We start from the raw sequence: 17,380 nt of genomic DNA on the forward strand, positions 1-17,380 counted from the left end.
TATAGTACAACAATCGATAGTTGTATTTACCAACCTTTGGAGCGGCTTCCATGACCTCCCACCAGCTCCGGCACGTCGCCGGTCATCTGCTGACCCCGCTGCTGATGTGCGTCGGCATGGGCCTGGCCTATCTCGGCGCCTTCCACCAGCCCGAGCCCAATCACCTGAAGGTCGCCCTGGTCGGCGACACGGCACAGGTGAAGGTGCTCGCGCAGACGATGAAGGACACGGCGGGCGACAAGCTCGAGGTCGTCACCCTGCCGACCCGCGACGAGGCGGTGCACCAGCTACAGGACCGGGATCTGGCCGGGGCCTACGTGCCCGAGCCGGGACATCCGGAGCTGCTGGTGGCCAAGGCCGACTCCGATACCACCGCGATGGCCGTGGAGACGGTCTTCGGGCAGGTCGCCGCGCAGCAGCACGCACCGCTGACGACCACCGATATCACCACGCACGCCCCGGGAGATCCCACCGGACAGGGCCTGTTCTTCCTGCTGGTGGCGCTGAGCATCGGTTCCTACGGCAGCGTCGCCGCCATCGGGGCGGCCGGTGCGGGCATGGGCATCGGCCTGCGGGCGCTGTGCGGGCTGGTCACGTCGCTGATCGTCAGCGTCATCGGGATCGCCCTCGCCGGGCCGGTATTCCACGTGATCGACCACGACTACGCCCAGGTCTGGGCGATGGGCTGGCTGTACTCGGCGGGCATCCTGACCATCGGCATCGGCCTGCACACCTTCCTGAAGCGCTGGACCACCCTCGCGCTGATGGCGCTGTTCGTGATGCTGAATTTCACCACCTCCGGCGGCGTCTACGGCCCGGCGCTGCAGAACGACTTCTTCGGCGCGCTGCACTCGTTCTGGAACGGCGCCGGATTCGTGGAGGGCGCACGCAGCCTGCTGTACTTCGACGGCACCGGCTTCGGCGGCCGCATCGCAAGCCTGGCGCTATGGTTCGCCGGGGGCCTGGTCCTGCTGGTCATTGCGGGAATGTACGAGCGGCGGGCCGTGAACGCCGGGACGGACGAGCCGCACGGCCACCATGCCGCCGACTCCCCCGCCCCGGCCACGCCCGAACCCGCGGACCGGCGCACTACCGATCAAAGCCGCGCTGCCGAAGAGGAAATGGAAGAGGCGGTCGGCGTCTGAGTACCGCCCGCATCTCCTCCCCGGCATGCTTCCCATCTCATATTTCCGACATGCTTCACATCCCATATTTCCGGCACGCTTTTGGCCGGAATCAGTAGAAGCGGCGGATGGCGTAGATGTCGAACTCGCTCAGCGGCGTCATGACGACACCGACCCCCGGCGAATGGGCATTGAGCAGCTGCCCGCCCCCGGCGTAGATGCCCTCGTGCGAACCGTCGTTGTTCACCACCACGATGTCGCCGGGCTGCAGGGCGCCCAGCGGCACCGCGCTGCCCGCCTCCGCCTGCTGCCAGGTAGTGCGCGGCAGCAGGATGCCCACCTGCCGGAATGCCCAGAGCGCCAGCCCGGAGCAGTCGTAGGTGTCGGGACCGGTGGCGCCCCAGACGTAGGGCTTCCCGGCCTGGGTCTGCGCCAGGCTCAGCGCGATCTGTGCCCGCGGGCTCGGGATCGGCAGATTGGCGGAGCCGCTGGCACTGCCGGAGCCGGACCCGGATCCCGAACCCGAGCTGCTGCCGGTGCCCCCGGAACCGGTCGCGGCGGCCGCCGGACCGGCCAGGGCCGAAACCGCCAGCAGGCCGGTCAGCGCCGCGAATAGGAGTCTGGTGATTCTGTTGCGCGATGCAGTTGTCGCCATGTCTTGCCCTTCGGTTCGGCACACACCACCCCGACGGCGAGCGTCCGGCGACTACTCAGCACACACGAAATTCGCGGGATGACCGCTTCCCCACGGGCATCTCATCCGGACGCTTGCCTGGCAGTGCGGTTTTCTCAGCTGGTCGAACGGACGGAACACACAAGCTCAACTAGACATTCACAGTTGCTGTGACATAGCTGTTTTACCGCAAATCACATGCGCCCCACAAGATCTAATTTTCACCCCGCGCCCCCGCCCCAGGTCAGAGCGCTGCACCGGCCTGAGTGGACACGAATCGAGATGTCACGGCAACTTTCGCCTTCCCTCGACGATCTGCGTCTGTTCAGGCCGATTCGAACCGGTGACCAAGTGGGCGGCGAAACCTACAGTGGCTGGCGTGAGTGGACTGGATCATCTGGTGCTGGCGACCCCGCGGCTCGCCGAAACCGTGGCGGACGTGGCGCGGCTGACCGGGGTGGAACCGGCCGCGGGCGGGCGGCACGTGGGGCGCGGCACCCGCAACTACCTGCTGGGCCTCGGCAACGGCGGCTATCTGGAGATCGTCGGCCCGGACCCGGAGCAACCGGACCCGTCGCGTCCGCGGCCGTTCGACATCGACGACCTCACCGAGCCGAGGCTGGTCACCTGGGCGGTCCGGGTGACCGATATCGATGGCGTGCTCGCCGCGGCGCGAGCGGCCGGATTCGATCCGGGTCAAGCCGAGGACATGTCGCGCGCGACGCCCGGCGGCGAGGTGCTGAGCTGGCGGCTCACCGGCGGCCGAGTCCACACGGGCGTGATCCCGTTCCTCATCGACTGGGGCGAAACCCGCCACCCCTCGGAGGACCTGCCGGAGGTCAAGCTGCTCGCGTTGACCGCCGTACATCCCGATCCCGAGGCGATTCTGCCTCGGCTGCAGGCGATTTCGGCCGATATCGAGCTGCGGCCCGGCATTCCGGCGACGCTGATCGCCACCCTGGACGGGCCGCACGGCCCCGTCACACTCGTGTGAGACGGCTCAGACCTCGTCGAGATCCCGGTGCCGGGTCTCCGGCAGGGCGTAGATCGACAGCAGTGAGATCACCGCCATGACCGCCATGAACACTCCGACGGCGGTGGTGCCGCGGGTCTCCCCCAGCTGGGCAACGATCAGCGGCGCCGCCCCGCCGCCCAGCACACCGCCCAGGTTGTAGGCGATGCCCGCGCCGGAGTAGCGGACGTCGGTGCCGAACAGCTCCGGCAGGAAGGCGCCCAGCGGTCCCCACACAATCCCCATACACAGCAGCGCGCCGGACAGGCCGACCACGATCAGCACCGGATTCTCGGTGTTCAGCAGCGGGAACAGCACCAGGCTCCACACCACGCCGAAGGCGGCGCCGCCGAGCATCAGCGCGCGGCGGCCGAACACATCGGACTGCTGCGCGACCACGAACGTCGCGACACCCAGCACGACGACCGCGATCAGCGTCAGCCCCAGCATGGTATTGCGGGGCACCCCAAGGGTTTTCGTCGTGTAGGTGAGGCAGTAGGTGGAGGCGGTGTAGAACATCACGTAGACGACCACGATGCTGCCCGCGCCGAGCAGCAGTTGTTTCGGGTAGCGACGCACCACGGCCGCGATCGGCACCTTGTTGGCGTGCCGGGTGGCCACGAAGTCCGCGAAGGCCGGAGTTTCGGCCACCTGCAACCGAATTCGCAGCCCGATCGCGACCAGGACGAACGACAGCAGGAACGGGATCCGCCAGCCCCAGCCGTCGAAGGCGTCCTTCGGCAGCCACTCCGACAGCGCCCAGAACACCGCCGTCGCCACGAAATACCCCACGGGCGAACCCATCTGGGGTGCGGCAGCGTACAGCCCGCGCCTGCCCTTCGGCGCGTGCTCGGTGGACAGCAGTGCGGCGCCGCCCCATTCGCCGCCCAGCCCGATCCCCTGCAGCACCCGCAGCAGCACCAGCAGGATCGGCGCGGCCACGCCCAGCGTCGAATAGCCGGGCAGCAGGCCGATGCACGCGGTCGACAGACCCATGAGCAGCAGCGACACCACGAGCGTGGTCTTGCGGCCGATGCGGTCACCGAAATGCCCGAACACCACGGCGCCCAGCGGGCGCGCGATGAAGCCGATCGCGAAGGTCGCCAGCGACGCCAGCGTGCCCGCCACCGACGACAGCGTCGGAAAGAACATCTTGTTCAGCACCAGCGCCGCCGCGGTGCCGTAGATGTAGTAGTCGTAGAACTCGATCGCAGTGCCGATGAAACTGGCGGTCGCGATGGTGCGCCCGTCACCGGCCGCGGGGCGGCCCGACGGGGCGGTCGTCGTAGGTTCGGTCACTGTAGTCCTCATCACGCGGGTCGAACCGCGGTGATGCTACGCGAGCGCGAACCAGGAGTTTGCCGGTGGACCCGGAGCGGCCGTTGTCACGGAATGTCCACCGTGCTCGGCGGGGACGGCCAGCGGGCGTCACTGTGGGTGTGCCGTCCCCGCCGAGCAGCGGCTTCACTTCTCCGGCGTCGGAGTCCGAGAGAAGATCGCGGGGCGGGTCATGTCGCGGTTGCCGCCGAGCGCAGGAAGAACATCAGGTTCGCCGGGCGTTCGGCCAGGCGCCGGACGAAGTAGCCATACCACTGGTCGCCGAACGGGACATACACCCGCACGTGCTGGCCCAGTGACACCAGCCGCTCCTGCTCGGCGGGCCGGATGCCGTAGAGCATCTGGAATTCGACGTCGTCGCGGCCGCGCCCCGCGGCGGTCGCCAGCAGTGCCGCCGCCTCGATCATCGCCGGATCGTGCGTGGCCACCATCGGATAACCCTTGCCCGCCATGAGGATTCGCAGACAGCGCAAATACGAGGCGTCGACCTCGCGCTTGCGCCGGAAGGCCACCGACTCGGGCTCGTGGTAGGCGCCCTTGCACAACCGGATGCGCGCGCCCTCATCGGCGAAGGCGCGGCAGTCGTCCTCGGTGCGCCGCAGATAGGCCTGCAGCACGGTGCCGACGGTATCGGGGTGGTCGCGGCGCAGTTCGCGGACGGTGCTCAGGGTGGCATCGGTGGTGGTGTGGTCCTCGGCGTCGAAGGTCACCCAGATACCCGCTGCCGCAGCCGCTTCCACGATGGTCCGGGCATTGTCCAGGGCCGGTGCCGAACCCAGCGACTGCCCCAGCGCGGAGAGCTTCACCGAGACTTCCAGCGGGCGTGCCCGGCCCCCGCCGGATTCGGCAGGAAGGGCGGCGAGCTCGGCGATCAGGGCCAGATACTCCGCCACCACCCGCCGCGCTTGGGCCGGGTCGGTGGTGTCCTCGCCGAGATAGTCGATGCTGACGAAGCGGTTGCGCCGCACCAGATCCCGCACGGATGCCAATGCCGCGGCGCGCGTGTCACCGGCGACGAACCGATCGACGAGGCGCCTGGTCACCGGCATGCGCGTGATCCCGCGCTCGGCGCGCGGCGACCGTGCGGCGGCCAACAACGCGGGGCGCAGCGGGTTGGCGAGAACGGGAGCGCTCATGATGCCGTGCCTCCTTCTCGTACCTTCGGATCCGAGTAGTGCGCCGATGCGACACACGACGCACCGACTTCCCGGGGATGGATGCCACCCCGTCGTCCCGGCGAACGCCGGGATCGAGACCGGACATGGGCGCGTACGCCACCACTCGGTCCCGGCGTCGGCCGGGACGACGGGTGGCCGAGCGCGAACCGGCGCGTCATCACCGCTCCTCCGGATCCGGGGCCTGGTGGGGGTATTCGTGGCTGGTCGGTGCCACGAAGGTCTCCTTGATCGAGCGGGGCGAGGTCCAGCGCAGCAGGTTGAGCGGGGAGCCCGCCTTGTCGTTGGTGCCGGAGGCGCGGGAGCCGCCGAACGGCTGCTGGCCCACCACCGCGCCCGTCGGTTTGTCGTTGACGTAGAAGTTTCCGGCCGCGAAACGCAGTGTGTCGCTCGCCTTGTCGATGGCGGCGCGGTCACGGGCGATGATCGCCCCGGTCAGCCCGTAGGCGGCGCCGGAGTCGACCAGGCGCAGCGCCTCGTCGAAGGCGTGGGCGCGTGAATCGTCGTACACGTGCACGGACAGGATCGGACCGAAATACTCCGTACGGAAGGCCTCGTCGGCGGGATCGTCGCCGAGCAGCAGCGTCGGGGAGATGAAGTAGCCGACGCTGTCGTCGTAGGTGCCGCCCGCCGCGACGGTGAGGCCCGGGGTGGCCTTGGCCCGCTCGATCGCGGCGACATTGCGATCGAAGGCTCGCCGATCGATCACGGCCCCACCGAAATTCGCGAAATCGGTGACATCGCCGTAGGCCAGCGCGCCGACGCGGTCGATCAGCTCGTCGCCGATGCGATCCCACACCGATCGCGGGACGAATGCTCGCGACGCGGCGGAGCACTTCTGGCCCTGATACTCGTAGGCGCCGCGAATCATCGCGGTGGCCAGGACATCCGGATCGGCCGACGGGTGCACCAGGATGAAATCCTTGCCGCCGGTCTCCCCGACCAGCCGCGGATAGGTGCGGTAGCGGTCGATGTGTCCGCCGACCTCGCGCCACAGGTGCTGGAAGGTGCGGGTGGAGCCGGTGAAGTGGATCCCGGCCAGCCGCGGATCACGCAGCGCCACCTCCGAGACCTCCGGACCGTGCCCGTGCACGAGGTTGATCACGCCCGGCGGCAGACCGGCGGCCTCCAGCACCCGCATCGTGTAATACGCCGCCACGGCCTGGGTCGGCGAGGGCTTCCACACCACCGTGTTACCCATCAAAGCCGGTGCGGTGGGCAGGTTTCCGGCGATGGCCGTGAAATTGAACGGGGTGATCGCGTAGACGAACCCCTCCAGCGGGCGGTAGTCGCTGCGGTTCCACACCCCCGGCCCCGACATCGGCTGCCCGGCGAGCAGCTGGCGCGCGAAGTGCACGTTGAACCGCCAGAAATCCACGAGCTCGCAGGGCGCGTCGATCTCGGCCTGGTAGGGCGACTTCGACTGCCCCAGCATCGTTGCGGCGGCGATGGTTTCGCGCCACGGTCCCGACAGCAGATCGGCCGCGCGCAGGAAGACCGCGGCCCGCTCGTCGAAAGGCAATGCGCGCCAGCCGGATGCGGCCTTGGCGGCCGTATCGACCGCATCGTGCACGTCACCCGGTTCGGCGACGCTGAAGCTGCCGAGCACCGCGGCGTGGTTGTGCGGCTGTACGACATCGACCCGCGCTCCGGTGCCGGCGCGGTGTTCGCCGTCGATCACGTGGCAGACCTCGGTGGGGGTCCCGGCCAGCTCGCGCAGCGCCGCCCGCAGCCGGGCGCGTTCCGGGGTGCCGGGCGCGTAGGAATTGACGGGCTCGTTGGACGGTGCGGGAACCGTGGTAATCGCGTCCATGGCAGGAAATAAACCGCATCCGAGCGTGGCGGCAGTTGTCCTGCCCGACGAATTGCGGCCTGCGTTTTCGTCCGATTGAATGAAGTGTGTGAACCGCTTCATATCCCTCTCGGAGCTGCTATCAGCGCTGACCAGCGCCGTTGTCACGCTGGTCGACGCGCCCGCGGGCGAGGAGGTGGTGGTCGATTCCGTAGCGTTCATGGATGTCGACGATCTGGCCATGGATATGCCGCCGGGGCGGGCCCTGCCGGAGGTGTACCTGCAGGTCGGGGTCGGCGACGATGACGCGACGCGGTGGCTCCGGGATCTCGGCGAGCGCTGCCCCGCCGAGCACCGCCCGCGAGTGGTGTTCTCCAAGAGCACGTCCACGCAGTTGCGGGCCATCGCGCACGATGCCGGTATCGCGCTGGTGGCGGTGCATCCGCACGCCCGGTGGGAAATGGTGCACGCGCTGATCGAGCGGATCACCGGGCACGGCGCCGGTCGGCGGGCGGCCGTGGCGTCCGCGCCCGCGCTGGACACCGACCTGTTCGGGCTGGCGCAGTCGGTGGCCGAATCCACCCGCGGGCTGGTCGTCATCGAGGACGACCAGTCGCGGGTACTGGCCTATTCGGCCGACAGCACCGCCTCCGCGGATACGGTGCGGCGGCTGTCGGTGCTCGGCCGGCAGGGCCCGGCCGGATACCTGCACTGGTTGCAGCGGGAGATGGTTTTCGATCGATTGCGCAATACCGGTGACGCCGTGGAGGTTCCGGCCCAGCCGGAATGGGAGACGCGGCGCCGCATCGCGATCGGGATCCGGGAACCGGCGCGCGACGGCGTGCGCTCACCCATGGTGCTCGGCACGATCTGGGTGCAGGAGGCGACCGAGCCGCTGCACGGCGACAGCGCCAAGGTGCTGCGTGGTGCGGCATCCATTGCGGGACGGGCGATCTGGCGTACCCGCCAGGCGCCGACGACGGATGCGCTGCTGATTCAGCGGCTGTTCGGTGCGCACGGGGGCGACGTCGACCTCGCGGCCTTCGCCGATACCTTCGGCATGGCGGCCGACGGCCGGGCGGCCGTGGTCGGGTTCGCGCGGCACGCGTCGCGGGAGTCGGCGGAGGAGGCGATGCATCGCGGGACGGTCACGCTTCGCCTGCACGCCAGCGCCTTTCGGCAGGACTGCGTGACGACCCGGATCGGTGACCGCCTGTATGTGCTGTTCCCCGAGCATCGCTCGGTCGACCGCGTCACGTCGTGGACGCGGCAGGTGATCGGACAGCTCGACGACCGCTCGGGGCTCACGCTGCGCGCGGCCATCGCCGCCCCCGTCGCCGGTCTCGGCGATGTCGCGCGGGCCCGCGCCGAGGTGGACCGGGTGCTCGACCGCACCGCGAATCTGCCTGCGGCCGAGCCGGTCACGACACTGGCTCACTCCCGCACCACCGTCCTGCTGGCCGAGATCCTCACCCTCATCGGCGACAACCCGCAGCTCCGCGACCCCCGCCTCGACACCCTGATCGACTACGACACCAAGTACTCCGCCGACCTGCGCGCCAGCCTCGACGCCTACCTGACCCACCGCGGCGACGTCCGCACCGCCGCCACCGAACTCCGCATCCACCCCAACACCCTCCGCTACCGAGTCCGCCGCGCCACCCAACTCATGGGCCTGGACCTCGACTCGGCCCCCGACCGGCTCCTCCTGGAGGTCCAGCTCGCGGTCCACCGCAACGCGAATACACCCGAACGCCAAGGCAATTGACCACCGTCAGCGCTCCAGCCCCGGCCCTTCGATGTCGAGCCACAGCCAGCGCTCCTGCGCAACCTCCCGCGCCTGCTGCCGTCGCCGCGTCTGTTCGGCCTCCCGCTGTTGTTCGACCGTGCGCAGTTCCATCTCCGCCAGCAGGTGGATGTCGTCGCGGTGACCCGCCTGTTCCAGGTCGCGCAGCAGGGCCCTGAGCTCACGCTCGACCGTATCGAACTGCGGTCCGGACAGCCCCGCGTGTATCAGCGACGACACCCGCCGTAATCGCTGTTCGAACCCTGCTCGCTCGGACCGCCGACGACGCTGTTCGGCCTCGGCGGTCCGGCTCATCCGATCCAACCGGTCGAACAGATTGCCGACCGTGGTTCCGTGCTCGGCGCTGCGATCCAGATCCAGTTCGACGGCCTCGACCTTGCGCCGAACGGCCTGCGCCGCCTCGAGCGTCGATACCGCCCGCACCTCGTCCAGCAGCGCCAGCAGATGGTGAACCTCGACCATCACGCCTCGATCCTTCGGCCCCTCGTTCAGCGTAGCCGCGTGACGGCCTAATGTGACCTGTATCGCACAGTAGTGGGAGGTTTGGTCGTGGCAGCGTCGCACGAGTGGAAGTTCCAGGGCGCCAACGGAACAATCGTCACCCGAGTCTGGCCGGGGAACCCGCCGTCGCGGTACGTAGCCGTGCTGGTGCACGGGTACGGGGAGCACATCGGGCGCTACGAGTACGTCGCCGACACCCTGACGCGGCATGGTGCCGCCGTGTACGGGCCGGATCACATGGGGCACGGGAAGTCCGACGGTGAGCGCGTGGTCATCGAGGATTACGAGGGCGTCGTCGCGGATGTGCGGCGGGTGGAGGAGAAGGCGCGCGCCGACCATCCGGGGGTGCCGGTGGTGGTCATCGGGCATTCGATGGGCGGGATGATCGCGGCCCGGTACGCCCAGCGGTACGGCGACGGGCTCGCGGCGCTGGTGCTCTCCGGGCCGGTGATCGGATCCTGGACCGAGGCCACGTCACTGCTCGATCTGGACGAAATCCCTTATGCGCCTATCGATGTCACCACGCTCTCCAAGGATCCGGAGATCGGCCGGAGCTATGCGGAGGATCCGCTCGTCTGGCACGGCCCGTTCAAACGACCGCTCCTCGAGGCCCTGTCCCGCTGCCTGGACACCATCAACACCGGCGGCGACCTCGGCGAACTCCCCACACTGTGGCTGCACGGCGAGGACGACCACCTGGTTCCCTTGCCCGCCAGCCGAATCGGCGTCGAACGCATCCGAGGCAAGCACCTCACCGAACGGCTCTACCCCGGTGCCCGCCACGAAATCTTCAACGAAACCAACAGGGACGAGGTCCTGGCCGATGTCACCACGTTCATCGACCGCACGCTGAGCGCACAGGCCTGAACCCGGATCCGACATTGCTGCGACACGGGATCCCGGCCAAAAGCACGCCGGGAATGACGATGCTCCGCACACCGGGATAACGAGGGCCGCACGCCGGGATATCGAGGGCCGCACACCGGGATATCGAGGGCCGCACGCCGGTACGACCAGGGCCCGCACGCCAGGACGATCAGGCGCCGGGTGGGTTGCAACCCGCCCGGCGCCTTCGCGACCGTCAGGCCTTGGTGACCGAGACCCGTACGCCCCCGACCACTTCGGCGGCGTCGGTGCCCGCGTCGCCGAAAGTCAGGGTGGTGGCGAGGATTTCGCCTGCGATCAGGTCGCGGTGGGTTTCGGCCCACTGCTTGCGGTCGGGCGGGACGTCCAGCACCACCGTGATCCGGTCGGATACGTCCAGCCCGGCGGACTTGCGGGTTTCCTGCAGGTCGCGGATGAGGTCGCGGGCCCAGCCCTCGGCCTCCAACTCCTCGGTGACCTCCGAATTCAGCACCACCAGACCGGCGTTGCCGGGCAGGGCGGCGGTCGACTCGGGTTCGGCGGCGACCAGGCGCTGGGTGTACTCCTCCGGCAACAGATCGATACCGGCGGCGCTGACCACGCCCTCGGCGCTCTCGGCCCAGTCCCCGGCCTTGACCGCCTTGATCACCGACTGCACGTCCTTGCCCAGCCGGGGTCCGGCGGCGCGCGCGTTCACGACCAGTTCGAAGCGGCCGTGGGCGGCGACGTCGGTCGTCAGATCCACCTTCTTGACGTTCACCTCGTCGGCGACCAGATCCGCGAACGGCGCGAGCCGATCGGCATCCGGTGCGGCGATGGTGAGTTCGGACAGCGGCAGCCGCACCCGCAGGTTCTGGGCCTTGCGCAGGCTCAGCGCCGTCGAGCACACGGCACGCACCTCGTCCATCGCCGACACCAGCTCCGGATCCTTCGGCAGCTCCGTCTCCCCCGGCCAGTCGGCCAGGTGTACCGAGCGGCCGCCGGTCAGCCCGCGCCAGATCACCTCGGTCACCAGCGGCAGCAGCGGCGCCGCCAGCCGCGTGGTCACCTCCAGCACGGTGTGCAGGGTGTCGATGCCGTCGCGGTCCTCCTCCCAGAACCGCGAACGCGACCGTCGCACATACCAATTGGTGAGCGCGTCGGCGAACGAGCGCAGCTCGTCACACGCCGCGGCGATGTCGTACACCTCGAGGGCCTCGGTGATCACATCCCGCGCCGACGCCAGCTTGGCCAGGATGTACCGGTCGAGCACGTGCGTCGAATCGGTGCGCCACGCACCGGGTTCCGACGCGTACAGCTGCAGGAACGTCCAGGCGTTCCACAGCGGCCGCAGCGCATGGCTGACGCCCTCGCGGATCCCGCGCTCGGTGACGACGAGGTTGCCGCCGCGGAGCACCGGCGACGCCATCAGGAACCACCGCATGGCATCGGAGCCGTCGCGGTCGAACACCTCGTTGACGTCCGGGTAGTTGCCCTTGGACTTGGACATCTTCAGCCCGTCGTCCCCGAGCACGATGCCGTGCGCCACAGCGGTTTTGAAGGCCGGACGGTCGAACAGCGCGGTCGACAGCACGTGCAGGTTGTAGAACCAGCCCTTGGTCTGCCCGTTGTATTCGACGATGAAATCGCCTGGGCTGTGCGGCTTCACATCGTGCGTGCCCTCGAACCACTCCTTGTTCTCGAACGGGTAGTGCACCTGGGCATAGGGCATCGATCCGGACTCGAACCAGCAGTCCAGCACCTCGGGCACGCGCCGCATCACCGACTTCCCGGTCGGGTCATCGGGATTCGGCCGTACCAGCTCGTCGATCGCCGGGCGGTGCATATCGGCCGGGCGCACACCGAAGTCGTGCTCCAGCTGGTCCAGGGAGCCGTAGACGTCGGTGCGCGGGTACTCGGGGTCGTCGGACACCCAGACCGGGATCGGGGCGCCCCAGTACCGGTTGCGGCTGATGTTCCAGTCGCGGGCGTTCTCCACCCACTTGCCGAACTGGCCGTCGCGGATATGCCCCGGCACCCAGTTGATCTGCTTGTTCAGCTCCAGCATCCGGTCGCGGACCTTGGTGACCGCCACGAACCAGGACGGCACCGCCATGTAGATCAGCGGCTGCCCGGAGCGCCAGCTGTGCGGATAGGAGTGCTCGATCGTCTCGTGCCGCAACATCTTTCCGGCCGCCTTGAGGTCCTTGATGATGACCGGGTTGGCGTCGAACACCATCAGGCCCTCGTACGGCGGCACCATCGAGGTGAACTTGCCGCCCGGATCCAGCGGCTGCACCAGCTCGATGCCCGCCTCGGAGGCGACCGCCATATCCTCCTCACCGAAGGCCGGGGCCAGATGCACGACCCCGGTACCGGAGTCGGTGGTGACGTAGTCGGCGTTCAGCACCCGGAACGCGTTCGGGTGTCCGGCGAAGAAGTCGAACGGCGGCGTGTAGCGCAGGTCGGCCAGCGCGGCGCCCGCGTGCTCGGACAGCAGGTCCAGCGTCTCGCCCAGCTCGCGCCCGTAGTGCGAAACCCGCTCGGAGGCCAGCAGGTATCGCTTGCCGTCCTGCCCGCGCACGTGCGCGTAGGTGAGGTCCGGGTGCACCGCGATCGCGAGGTTGGACGGCAGCGTCCACGGCGTCGTGGTCCAGATCAGCGCGTTCGCACCGTCCAGCTCGCGCAGCGGATGATCGTCCGGAACGGACAGGGGCATGTCGACCGTGACCGCCGGGTCCTGGCGCATCCGGTAGGCGTCGTCGAGGCGCGCCTCCTGGTTCGACAGCGGCGTCTGCTCGTACCAGCTATACGGCAGCACGCGGAAGCCCTGGTAGATCAGCCCCTTGTCGTACAGCGACTTGAAGGCCCACATGACCGACTCCATGTAGTCGGGATCGAGGGTCTTGTAGTCGTTGTCGAAGTCGACCCAGCGGGCCTGACGAGTCACATATGCGCGCCACTCATTGGTGTAACGCAACACAGACGATTTGCATGCGGCATTGAATTCCGCGAGGCCCATCGCGTCGATCTGTGATTTGTCCGTGATACCGAGCTGCTTCTCCGCTTCGATTTCCGCGGGCAGGCCGTGGGTATCCCAGCCGAACCGCCGCTCCACCTTCTTGCCGCGCATGGTCTGGAAACGTGGGATCAAATCCTTCACGTACCCGGTGAGCAGGTGGCCGTAATGTGGCAACCCGTTGGCGAACGGCGGTCCGTCGTAGAAGACGAACTCGTCTCCGCCGGAACGGTTCTCGATGCTGGCGCGGAAGGTGTCGTCGGCGGCCCAGTACTCGAGCACCCGCTCCTCGAGGCGAGGGAACGACACCTGCCCACCGGCACCCAGATCCACGCGGGGGTAAGCGGCGCTGTTGCTGGAAGTCTCGTCCGCCATATCGGGCAGTGGTCTCCTCGTGCCGACGCGCCGTGCTGGGCGCGTATCCGTGGGCACGGGGACGATCCTCGGCGCCGGTGCGCCGAGACCGCGGTACCACCCCGCTTGTCCGTACCAGGCTCGACGGGCACGGACCTCTCGTTGCGAGCTGTGACGGGCTCACCCGTTCGGTTCTACTGAGCGCGAACGCCGTTCTTCCGAAGACTCCCCGGTGATTGCCGGATCAATGCCATCTTACAGGTTTGATTGTAGCCCGGACGGGCAATGTTATTTCCGGGCCCCAGCGGCGTGGCCCAGCCAGCCATGGACAGGCCTCACCGCTTCGCATGCCGGCCGGGACGCGACGACGAATCGTCGTCGTCGGAGTCGCGCATCGACAGCGCACTCACCAGTAGCAGCACGGCACCGATGACACACACCACGATGCAACCCCACGCCCAGATCACCGAGCCGGTGGTGAGTGCGGTCACCAGCAGGGCGAATCCGATCGCGGCCAGGACGAGCGTCAGGACGAGCATGGTCACCCCCTAGGCGGGCCAGGTGGCTCGACGAACCTGCAGACCACACGACTGCGCTGCGCGCCGATCCCGGGACTGCCTCGGAGCCGACGAGCATCCGAACGGAACTACTTGCCGCCCTTCGCGAACTGCGCCGGCGCGTGGTTGTTGGTCCCGGCACCGTCGAACGCCTCACCGCCGTCGACCGGCACCGCCGAGCCACGATTCTCCAGCTCCTCGAGCTGCGACTCCAGGTACGACTTCAGCCGCACCCGGTACTCCCGCTCGAAGGTCTTCAACTGCTCGATCCTGCTCTCCAGCACGCTGCGCTGCTGGGTGATCGTCGCCATGATCTCGGTGTGCTTGCGCTCGGCGTCGGCCTGCAGGGCGTCGGCCTTCTCCTTGGCCTGACGCAACTGGTTGTCCGACCGGGTCTGCGCGTCCGACAGCATGGTCTCGGCCTTCTGGCGGGCCTCGGAGATCATGCCCTCCGAGCGGGTGCGCGCATCGCTGACCAGTCGCTCCGAATTTGCTCTGGCGTTCGACAGCAGCTGCTCGGCCTCGGTCTTGGCGTCGCTGGTCAACCGGTCGGCCATTTCCTGGGCCAGGCTGAGCACCTTGGCGGCCTGTAGGTTCGCATCCGCCGCGTCCTTGGGGGCGGCGGGCGGGGCCGCCGGAACCGGTGCCGGCGGGGGCACCGGGGCGGGCTTCGGCGGTTCCGGCTGCGGCGGAGCCTGTTTCACCGCCTGCGGCGCCGGGCGCGGGGCCTTCTTGGCTTCGGTCAGCTCCGTATCGAGCTCGGCAACCCGCTGGCGCAGATCCGCGTTCTCCTCGATGAGGCGTGAGAGCTCCTGCTCGACCAGGTCGAGGAAGGCGTCGACTTCATCCTCGTTGTAGCCGCGCTTCCCGATCGGCGGTTTGCTGAACGCGACGTTGTGCACATCGGCTGGGGTCAGCGGCATGGAAGGATCCCTTCACGCTTCGTACGGAGATCTAGCGGTAGATCTAGCAAGCTAAGTTCACGGCCCATTCTGTCACACCTAGGCGACCGGCTGTCCGAGCCTGCTGGTCACCGACATCAAGATGAACACGATGAAAAGCAGGACCATAATCGACAGATCGAGACGAATTCCACCCAGGTTCACGGGAGGTATCAAGCGCCTCAGGAGTTTCACCGGAGGATCGGTGATCGTGAAGATCACCTCCAAGACGACGGCAACCGCTCCCCGGGGATGCCAGTCTCGTGCGAAGTTGCGGATGAACTCCACGATCACTCGGCTGATCAACAACAGCCAGAAGAGGAACAGGAGTACATACAGCACCTGGAACAAGGCCACCAGACCACTTTGCCTCAGAATCGGTGTCCTGCAAACTCCCCGCGCCGTCGGACCCCGGCGTAACTCCCCCGCTCGCGGCGTGTCGACCGGGGCGGCGGCCGCGGCGCCACTCCCCGGTTTCGACGCTATTTCTGGTTGTAGAAGCCGGTTTCGGCGATCCGGCGACGCTCCTCGGCCGATACGTCCACATCGGCCGGTGAGAGCAGGAACACCTTGGTCGCGACCTTGTCGAACGAACCGCGCAGCGCGAATGCCAGGCCCGCGGCGAAATCCACCAGCCGGCGCGCGTCGGAGTTGCTCATCTCCACCAGGTCCATGATCACCGGGGTGCCGTCGCGGAACCGCTCACCGATGATGGCGGCCTCGGCGTAGGTCCGCGGGCGCAGCGTCGTGATCTTGGACAAGGGGCCTCCGTCCTCGAAGACCGGGGTGCGGCGCGGCGCCGGCTCGAAGCGGGCCCGCTCCTCCATGCGCCGCTCCTCCATCCGCCGCTCGGCCTCCGGATCCACCGCCAGCGCACCGTGTGTCGTGCCGCGCACCATCGAGGCGCCGCCGGTGCCGCCGCCGAGCCGATCCATCGACCGCGCGCGGCCGGACGGCGCCGCATCGATGCGGGTCGGGCGGCGCGGTTCGTAGCGGTCCTCGCCGTAGGACTCCGTGCCGTAGTCGTCGCGTCGCGCTACGGAGTATCCGGGCTGGTACGGGGCCTTGTAGGCGGGTTCGGGGTAGCCCGGCTCGTCGCCGAATCGATCGTCGGAGAAACGGTCGTCGGAGAAACGGGACCGGCCGCCGTCGTAGCGGGGCTCGGCGAAACCCCGGCGCGCGCCGTGCTCCTCGACGCCCCGCGGGCCGCGGTCGTCGATGTAGTCGTCCTCGTATTCCTCGAGGGGAACCATGCCGAAGTAGGCCTTGAACCTGTGCAGGGTGCTCATACTCCCACCTCGCTTTTGCTCGGCCCCAGCACGAGCACGCTCGTGGCTGCGCTTATGTCTCGCTCGCTGCGCTCGCTCATCCTGGTCGACCTTCCTACGGCACCCGGCTGGCCTGGGGTGTTGAAGTCTTGCTCAATCCTCGTCAGCCCCAGCATATGTTTCGAATGTGACTGATGAGGTTTGTTTGCTATCCAGAGGTTATCGGTCGTTCGCCCATCAGCGCGGTACCGACACGCACGCAGGTCGAGCCGTGTCGAATCGCGACTTCCAGATCGCCGGACATGCCCGCGGACAGCTCGGTGGCGTCCGGATGATCGGCCCGCAGCCGGGTGTGCAGCGCGGCCAGTCGCGCGAACTCGGGCTCCGGATCCGCGGCCAGCGGCGGGATCGCCATCAGGCCCGCCAGCCGCAGGTGCTCCGCCGCCGCCACCTGATCGGCCAGCCGCGGCAGGTCGTCCGGGGACACACCGCTGCGGGTCGGATCGCCGTCCAGGCTGACCTGCAGTAACACCTCCAGCGGCGCCGTGCGGTGACCGTCCTCGCGGGCCGCGCCCGCCGCACTGTCGAGGGCCGCGGCCAGGCGCTCGGTGTCCACCGAATGCACGGCGTGGGCCCAGCGCGCGACCGCCTTCGCCTTGTTGCGCTGCAGGCGGCCGATCATGTGCCAGCGCACCGAGGACAGGTGCCCCAGCGCCGCCACCTTCGCGGCGGCCTCCTGCTCCCGCGATTCGCCGAATTCCCGGCGCCCGAGGCGGTACAGGGCCTCGATATCCGCGGCGGGAAAGAATTTCGTTACTGGAAGCAACTGAACCTCGTCCGGATCGCGTCCGGCGGCGCGGCACGCGGTCTCGATTCGGGTCAACAGACCGGTCAGGGCACTGGACAGTTCGGCCGCCCGCGTGGATTCCGCTGCGGCGGTGCCGGATTCGGCGGTCATAGAACAACTCCCTCGAAT

General features: G+C 68.4%; 15 protein-coding genes. 4 read left to right on the forward strand and 11 right to left on the reverse strand.

What is annotated here, in order from left to right; all coding sequences use genetic code 11:
- The first annotated feature begins 50 nt into the window (after positions 1-50).
- Positions 51-1,145 (forward strand): hypothetical protein, encoded by a 1,095-nt coding sequence (locus tag NM1_RS11935; RefSeq protein ID WP_068018264.1) that lies wholly within the window; start codon positions 51-53, stop codon positions 1,143-1,145.
- A 91-nt stretch (positions 1,146-1,236) separates the two neighbouring features.
- Here the strand turns inward: NM1_RS11935 and NM1_RS11940 are convergent, their stop codons facing one another.
- Positions 1,237-1,779: a C40 family peptidase gene (locus NM1_RS11940; RefSeq protein WP_068018267.1), complete on the reverse strand. Its 543-nt coding sequence runs from the start codon at positions 1,777-1,779 to the stop codon at positions 1,237-1,239.
- Between the two features lie 397 nt (positions 1,780-2,176).
- Between NM1_RS11940 and NM1_RS11945 the strand changes: the two genes are divergently transcribed.
- Positions 2,177-2,791: a VOC family protein gene (locus tag NM1_RS11945; RefSeq protein WP_114699602.1), complete on the forward strand. Its 615-nt coding sequence runs from the start codon at positions 2,177-2,179 to the stop codon at positions 2,789-2,791.
- A gap of 6 nt (positions 2,792-2,797) precedes the next feature.
- Here NM1_RS11945 and NM1_RS11950 read toward each other — a convergent pair whose 3' ends face one another.
- From NM1_RS11950 to pruA, 3 genes are all read right to left on the reverse strand, one after another.
- Entirely contained in the window at positions 2,798-4,108 is a 1,311-nt protein-coding gene (locus NM1_RS11950; RefSeq protein ID WP_246011367.1) for an MFS transporter, read from the reverse strand.
- Between the two features lie 209 nt (positions 4,109-4,317).
- The gene (locus tag NM1_RS11955) at positions 4,318-5,283 is read right to left on the reverse strand and encodes a proline dehydrogenase family protein (protein WP_068018273.1); all 966 of its coding nucleotides are present in this window, start codon (positions 5,281-5,283) and stop codon (positions 4,318-4,320) included.
- 199 nt (positions 5,284-5,482) lie between these two features.
- Complete coding sequence (gene pruA / locus NM1_RS11960) at positions 5,483-7,135, reverse strand: L-glutamate gamma-semialdehyde dehydrogenase (RefSeq protein ID WP_068018276.1); 1,653 nt, start codon at positions 7,133-7,135, stop codon at positions 5,483-5,485.
- Between the two features lie 88 nt (positions 7,136-7,223).
- On the opposite strand from pruA, the gene NM1_RS11965 reads away from it, so the two are divergent.
- Positions 7,224-8,882 (forward strand): PucR family transcriptional regulator, encoded by a 1,659-nt coding sequence (locus tag NM1_RS11965; protein ID WP_246011368.1) that lies wholly within the window; start codon positions 7,224-7,226, stop codon positions 8,880-8,882.
- 6 nt (positions 8,883-8,888) lie between these two features.
- Here the strand turns inward: NM1_RS11965 and NM1_RS11970 are convergent, their stop codons facing one another.
- Complete coding sequence (locus NM1_RS11970) at positions 8,889-9,386, reverse strand: HlyD family secretion protein (protein ID WP_147288997.1); 498 nt, start codon at positions 9,384-9,386, stop codon at positions 8,889-8,891.
- Between the two features lie 84 nt (positions 9,387-9,470).
- Here NM1_RS11970 and NM1_RS11975 point away from each other — a divergent pair, with 84 nt between their 5' ends.
- Positions 9,471-10,289, forward strand: coding sequence for an alpha/beta hydrolase (locus NM1_RS11975; RefSeq protein WP_068018330.1), 819 nt, complete (start codon positions 9,471-9,473; stop codon positions 10,287-10,289).
- Positions 10,290-10,503: 214 nt separating this feature from the next.
- On the opposite strand, the gene ileS is transcribed toward NM1_RS11975, so the two are convergent.
- From ileS to NM1_RS12005, 6 genes are all read right to left on the reverse strand, one after another.
- A complete protein-coding gene (gene ileS / locus NM1_RS11980) occupies positions 10,504-13,659 on the reverse strand; it encodes an isoleucine--tRNA ligase (protein WP_068018290.1) in 3,156 nt (1,051 codons plus the stop codon).
- A 314-nt stretch (positions 13,660-13,973) separates the two neighbouring features.
- Positions 13,974-14,177 (reverse strand): hypothetical protein, encoded by a 204-nt coding sequence (locus NM1_RS11985; RefSeq protein ID WP_068018333.1) that lies wholly within the window; start codon positions 14,175-14,177, stop codon positions 13,974-13,976.
- Between the two features lie 107 nt (positions 14,178-14,284).
- Positions 14,285-15,118, reverse strand: a complete 834-nt coding sequence (wag31, locus tag NM1_RS11990; RefSeq protein ID WP_068018292.1) for a DivIVA-like cell division protein Wag31 — start codon at positions 15,116-15,118, stop codon at positions 14,285-14,287.
- Positions 15,119-15,196: 78 nt separating this feature from the next.
- Positions 15,197-15,493 carry a YggT family protein gene (locus tag NM1_RS11995; protein WP_036567455.1) on the reverse strand — a complete coding sequence of 99 codons (297 nt, stop codon included), beginning with the start codon at positions 15,491-15,493 and terminating at the stop codon, positions 15,197-15,199.
- A gap of 125 nt (positions 15,494-15,618) precedes the next feature.
- Entirely contained in the window at positions 15,619-16,425 is an 807-nt protein-coding gene (locus NM1_RS12000; RefSeq protein WP_068018295.1) for a cell division protein SepF, read from the reverse strand.
- Between the two features lie 187 nt (positions 16,426-16,612).
- Positions 16,613-17,362: a YggS family pyridoxal phosphate-dependent enzyme gene (locus NM1_RS12005; RefSeq protein WP_068018297.1), complete on the reverse strand. Its 750-nt coding sequence runs from the start codon at positions 17,360-17,362 to the stop codon at positions 16,613-16,615.
- Between the last annotated feature and the right edge of the window lie 18 nt (positions 17,363-17,380).

It is taken from the genome of Nocardia mexicana NBRC 108244 (genome assembly GCF_001613165.1).
Lineage (GTDB): Bacteria > Actinomycetota > Actinomycetes > Mycobacteriales > Mycobacteriaceae > Nocardia > Nocardia mexicana.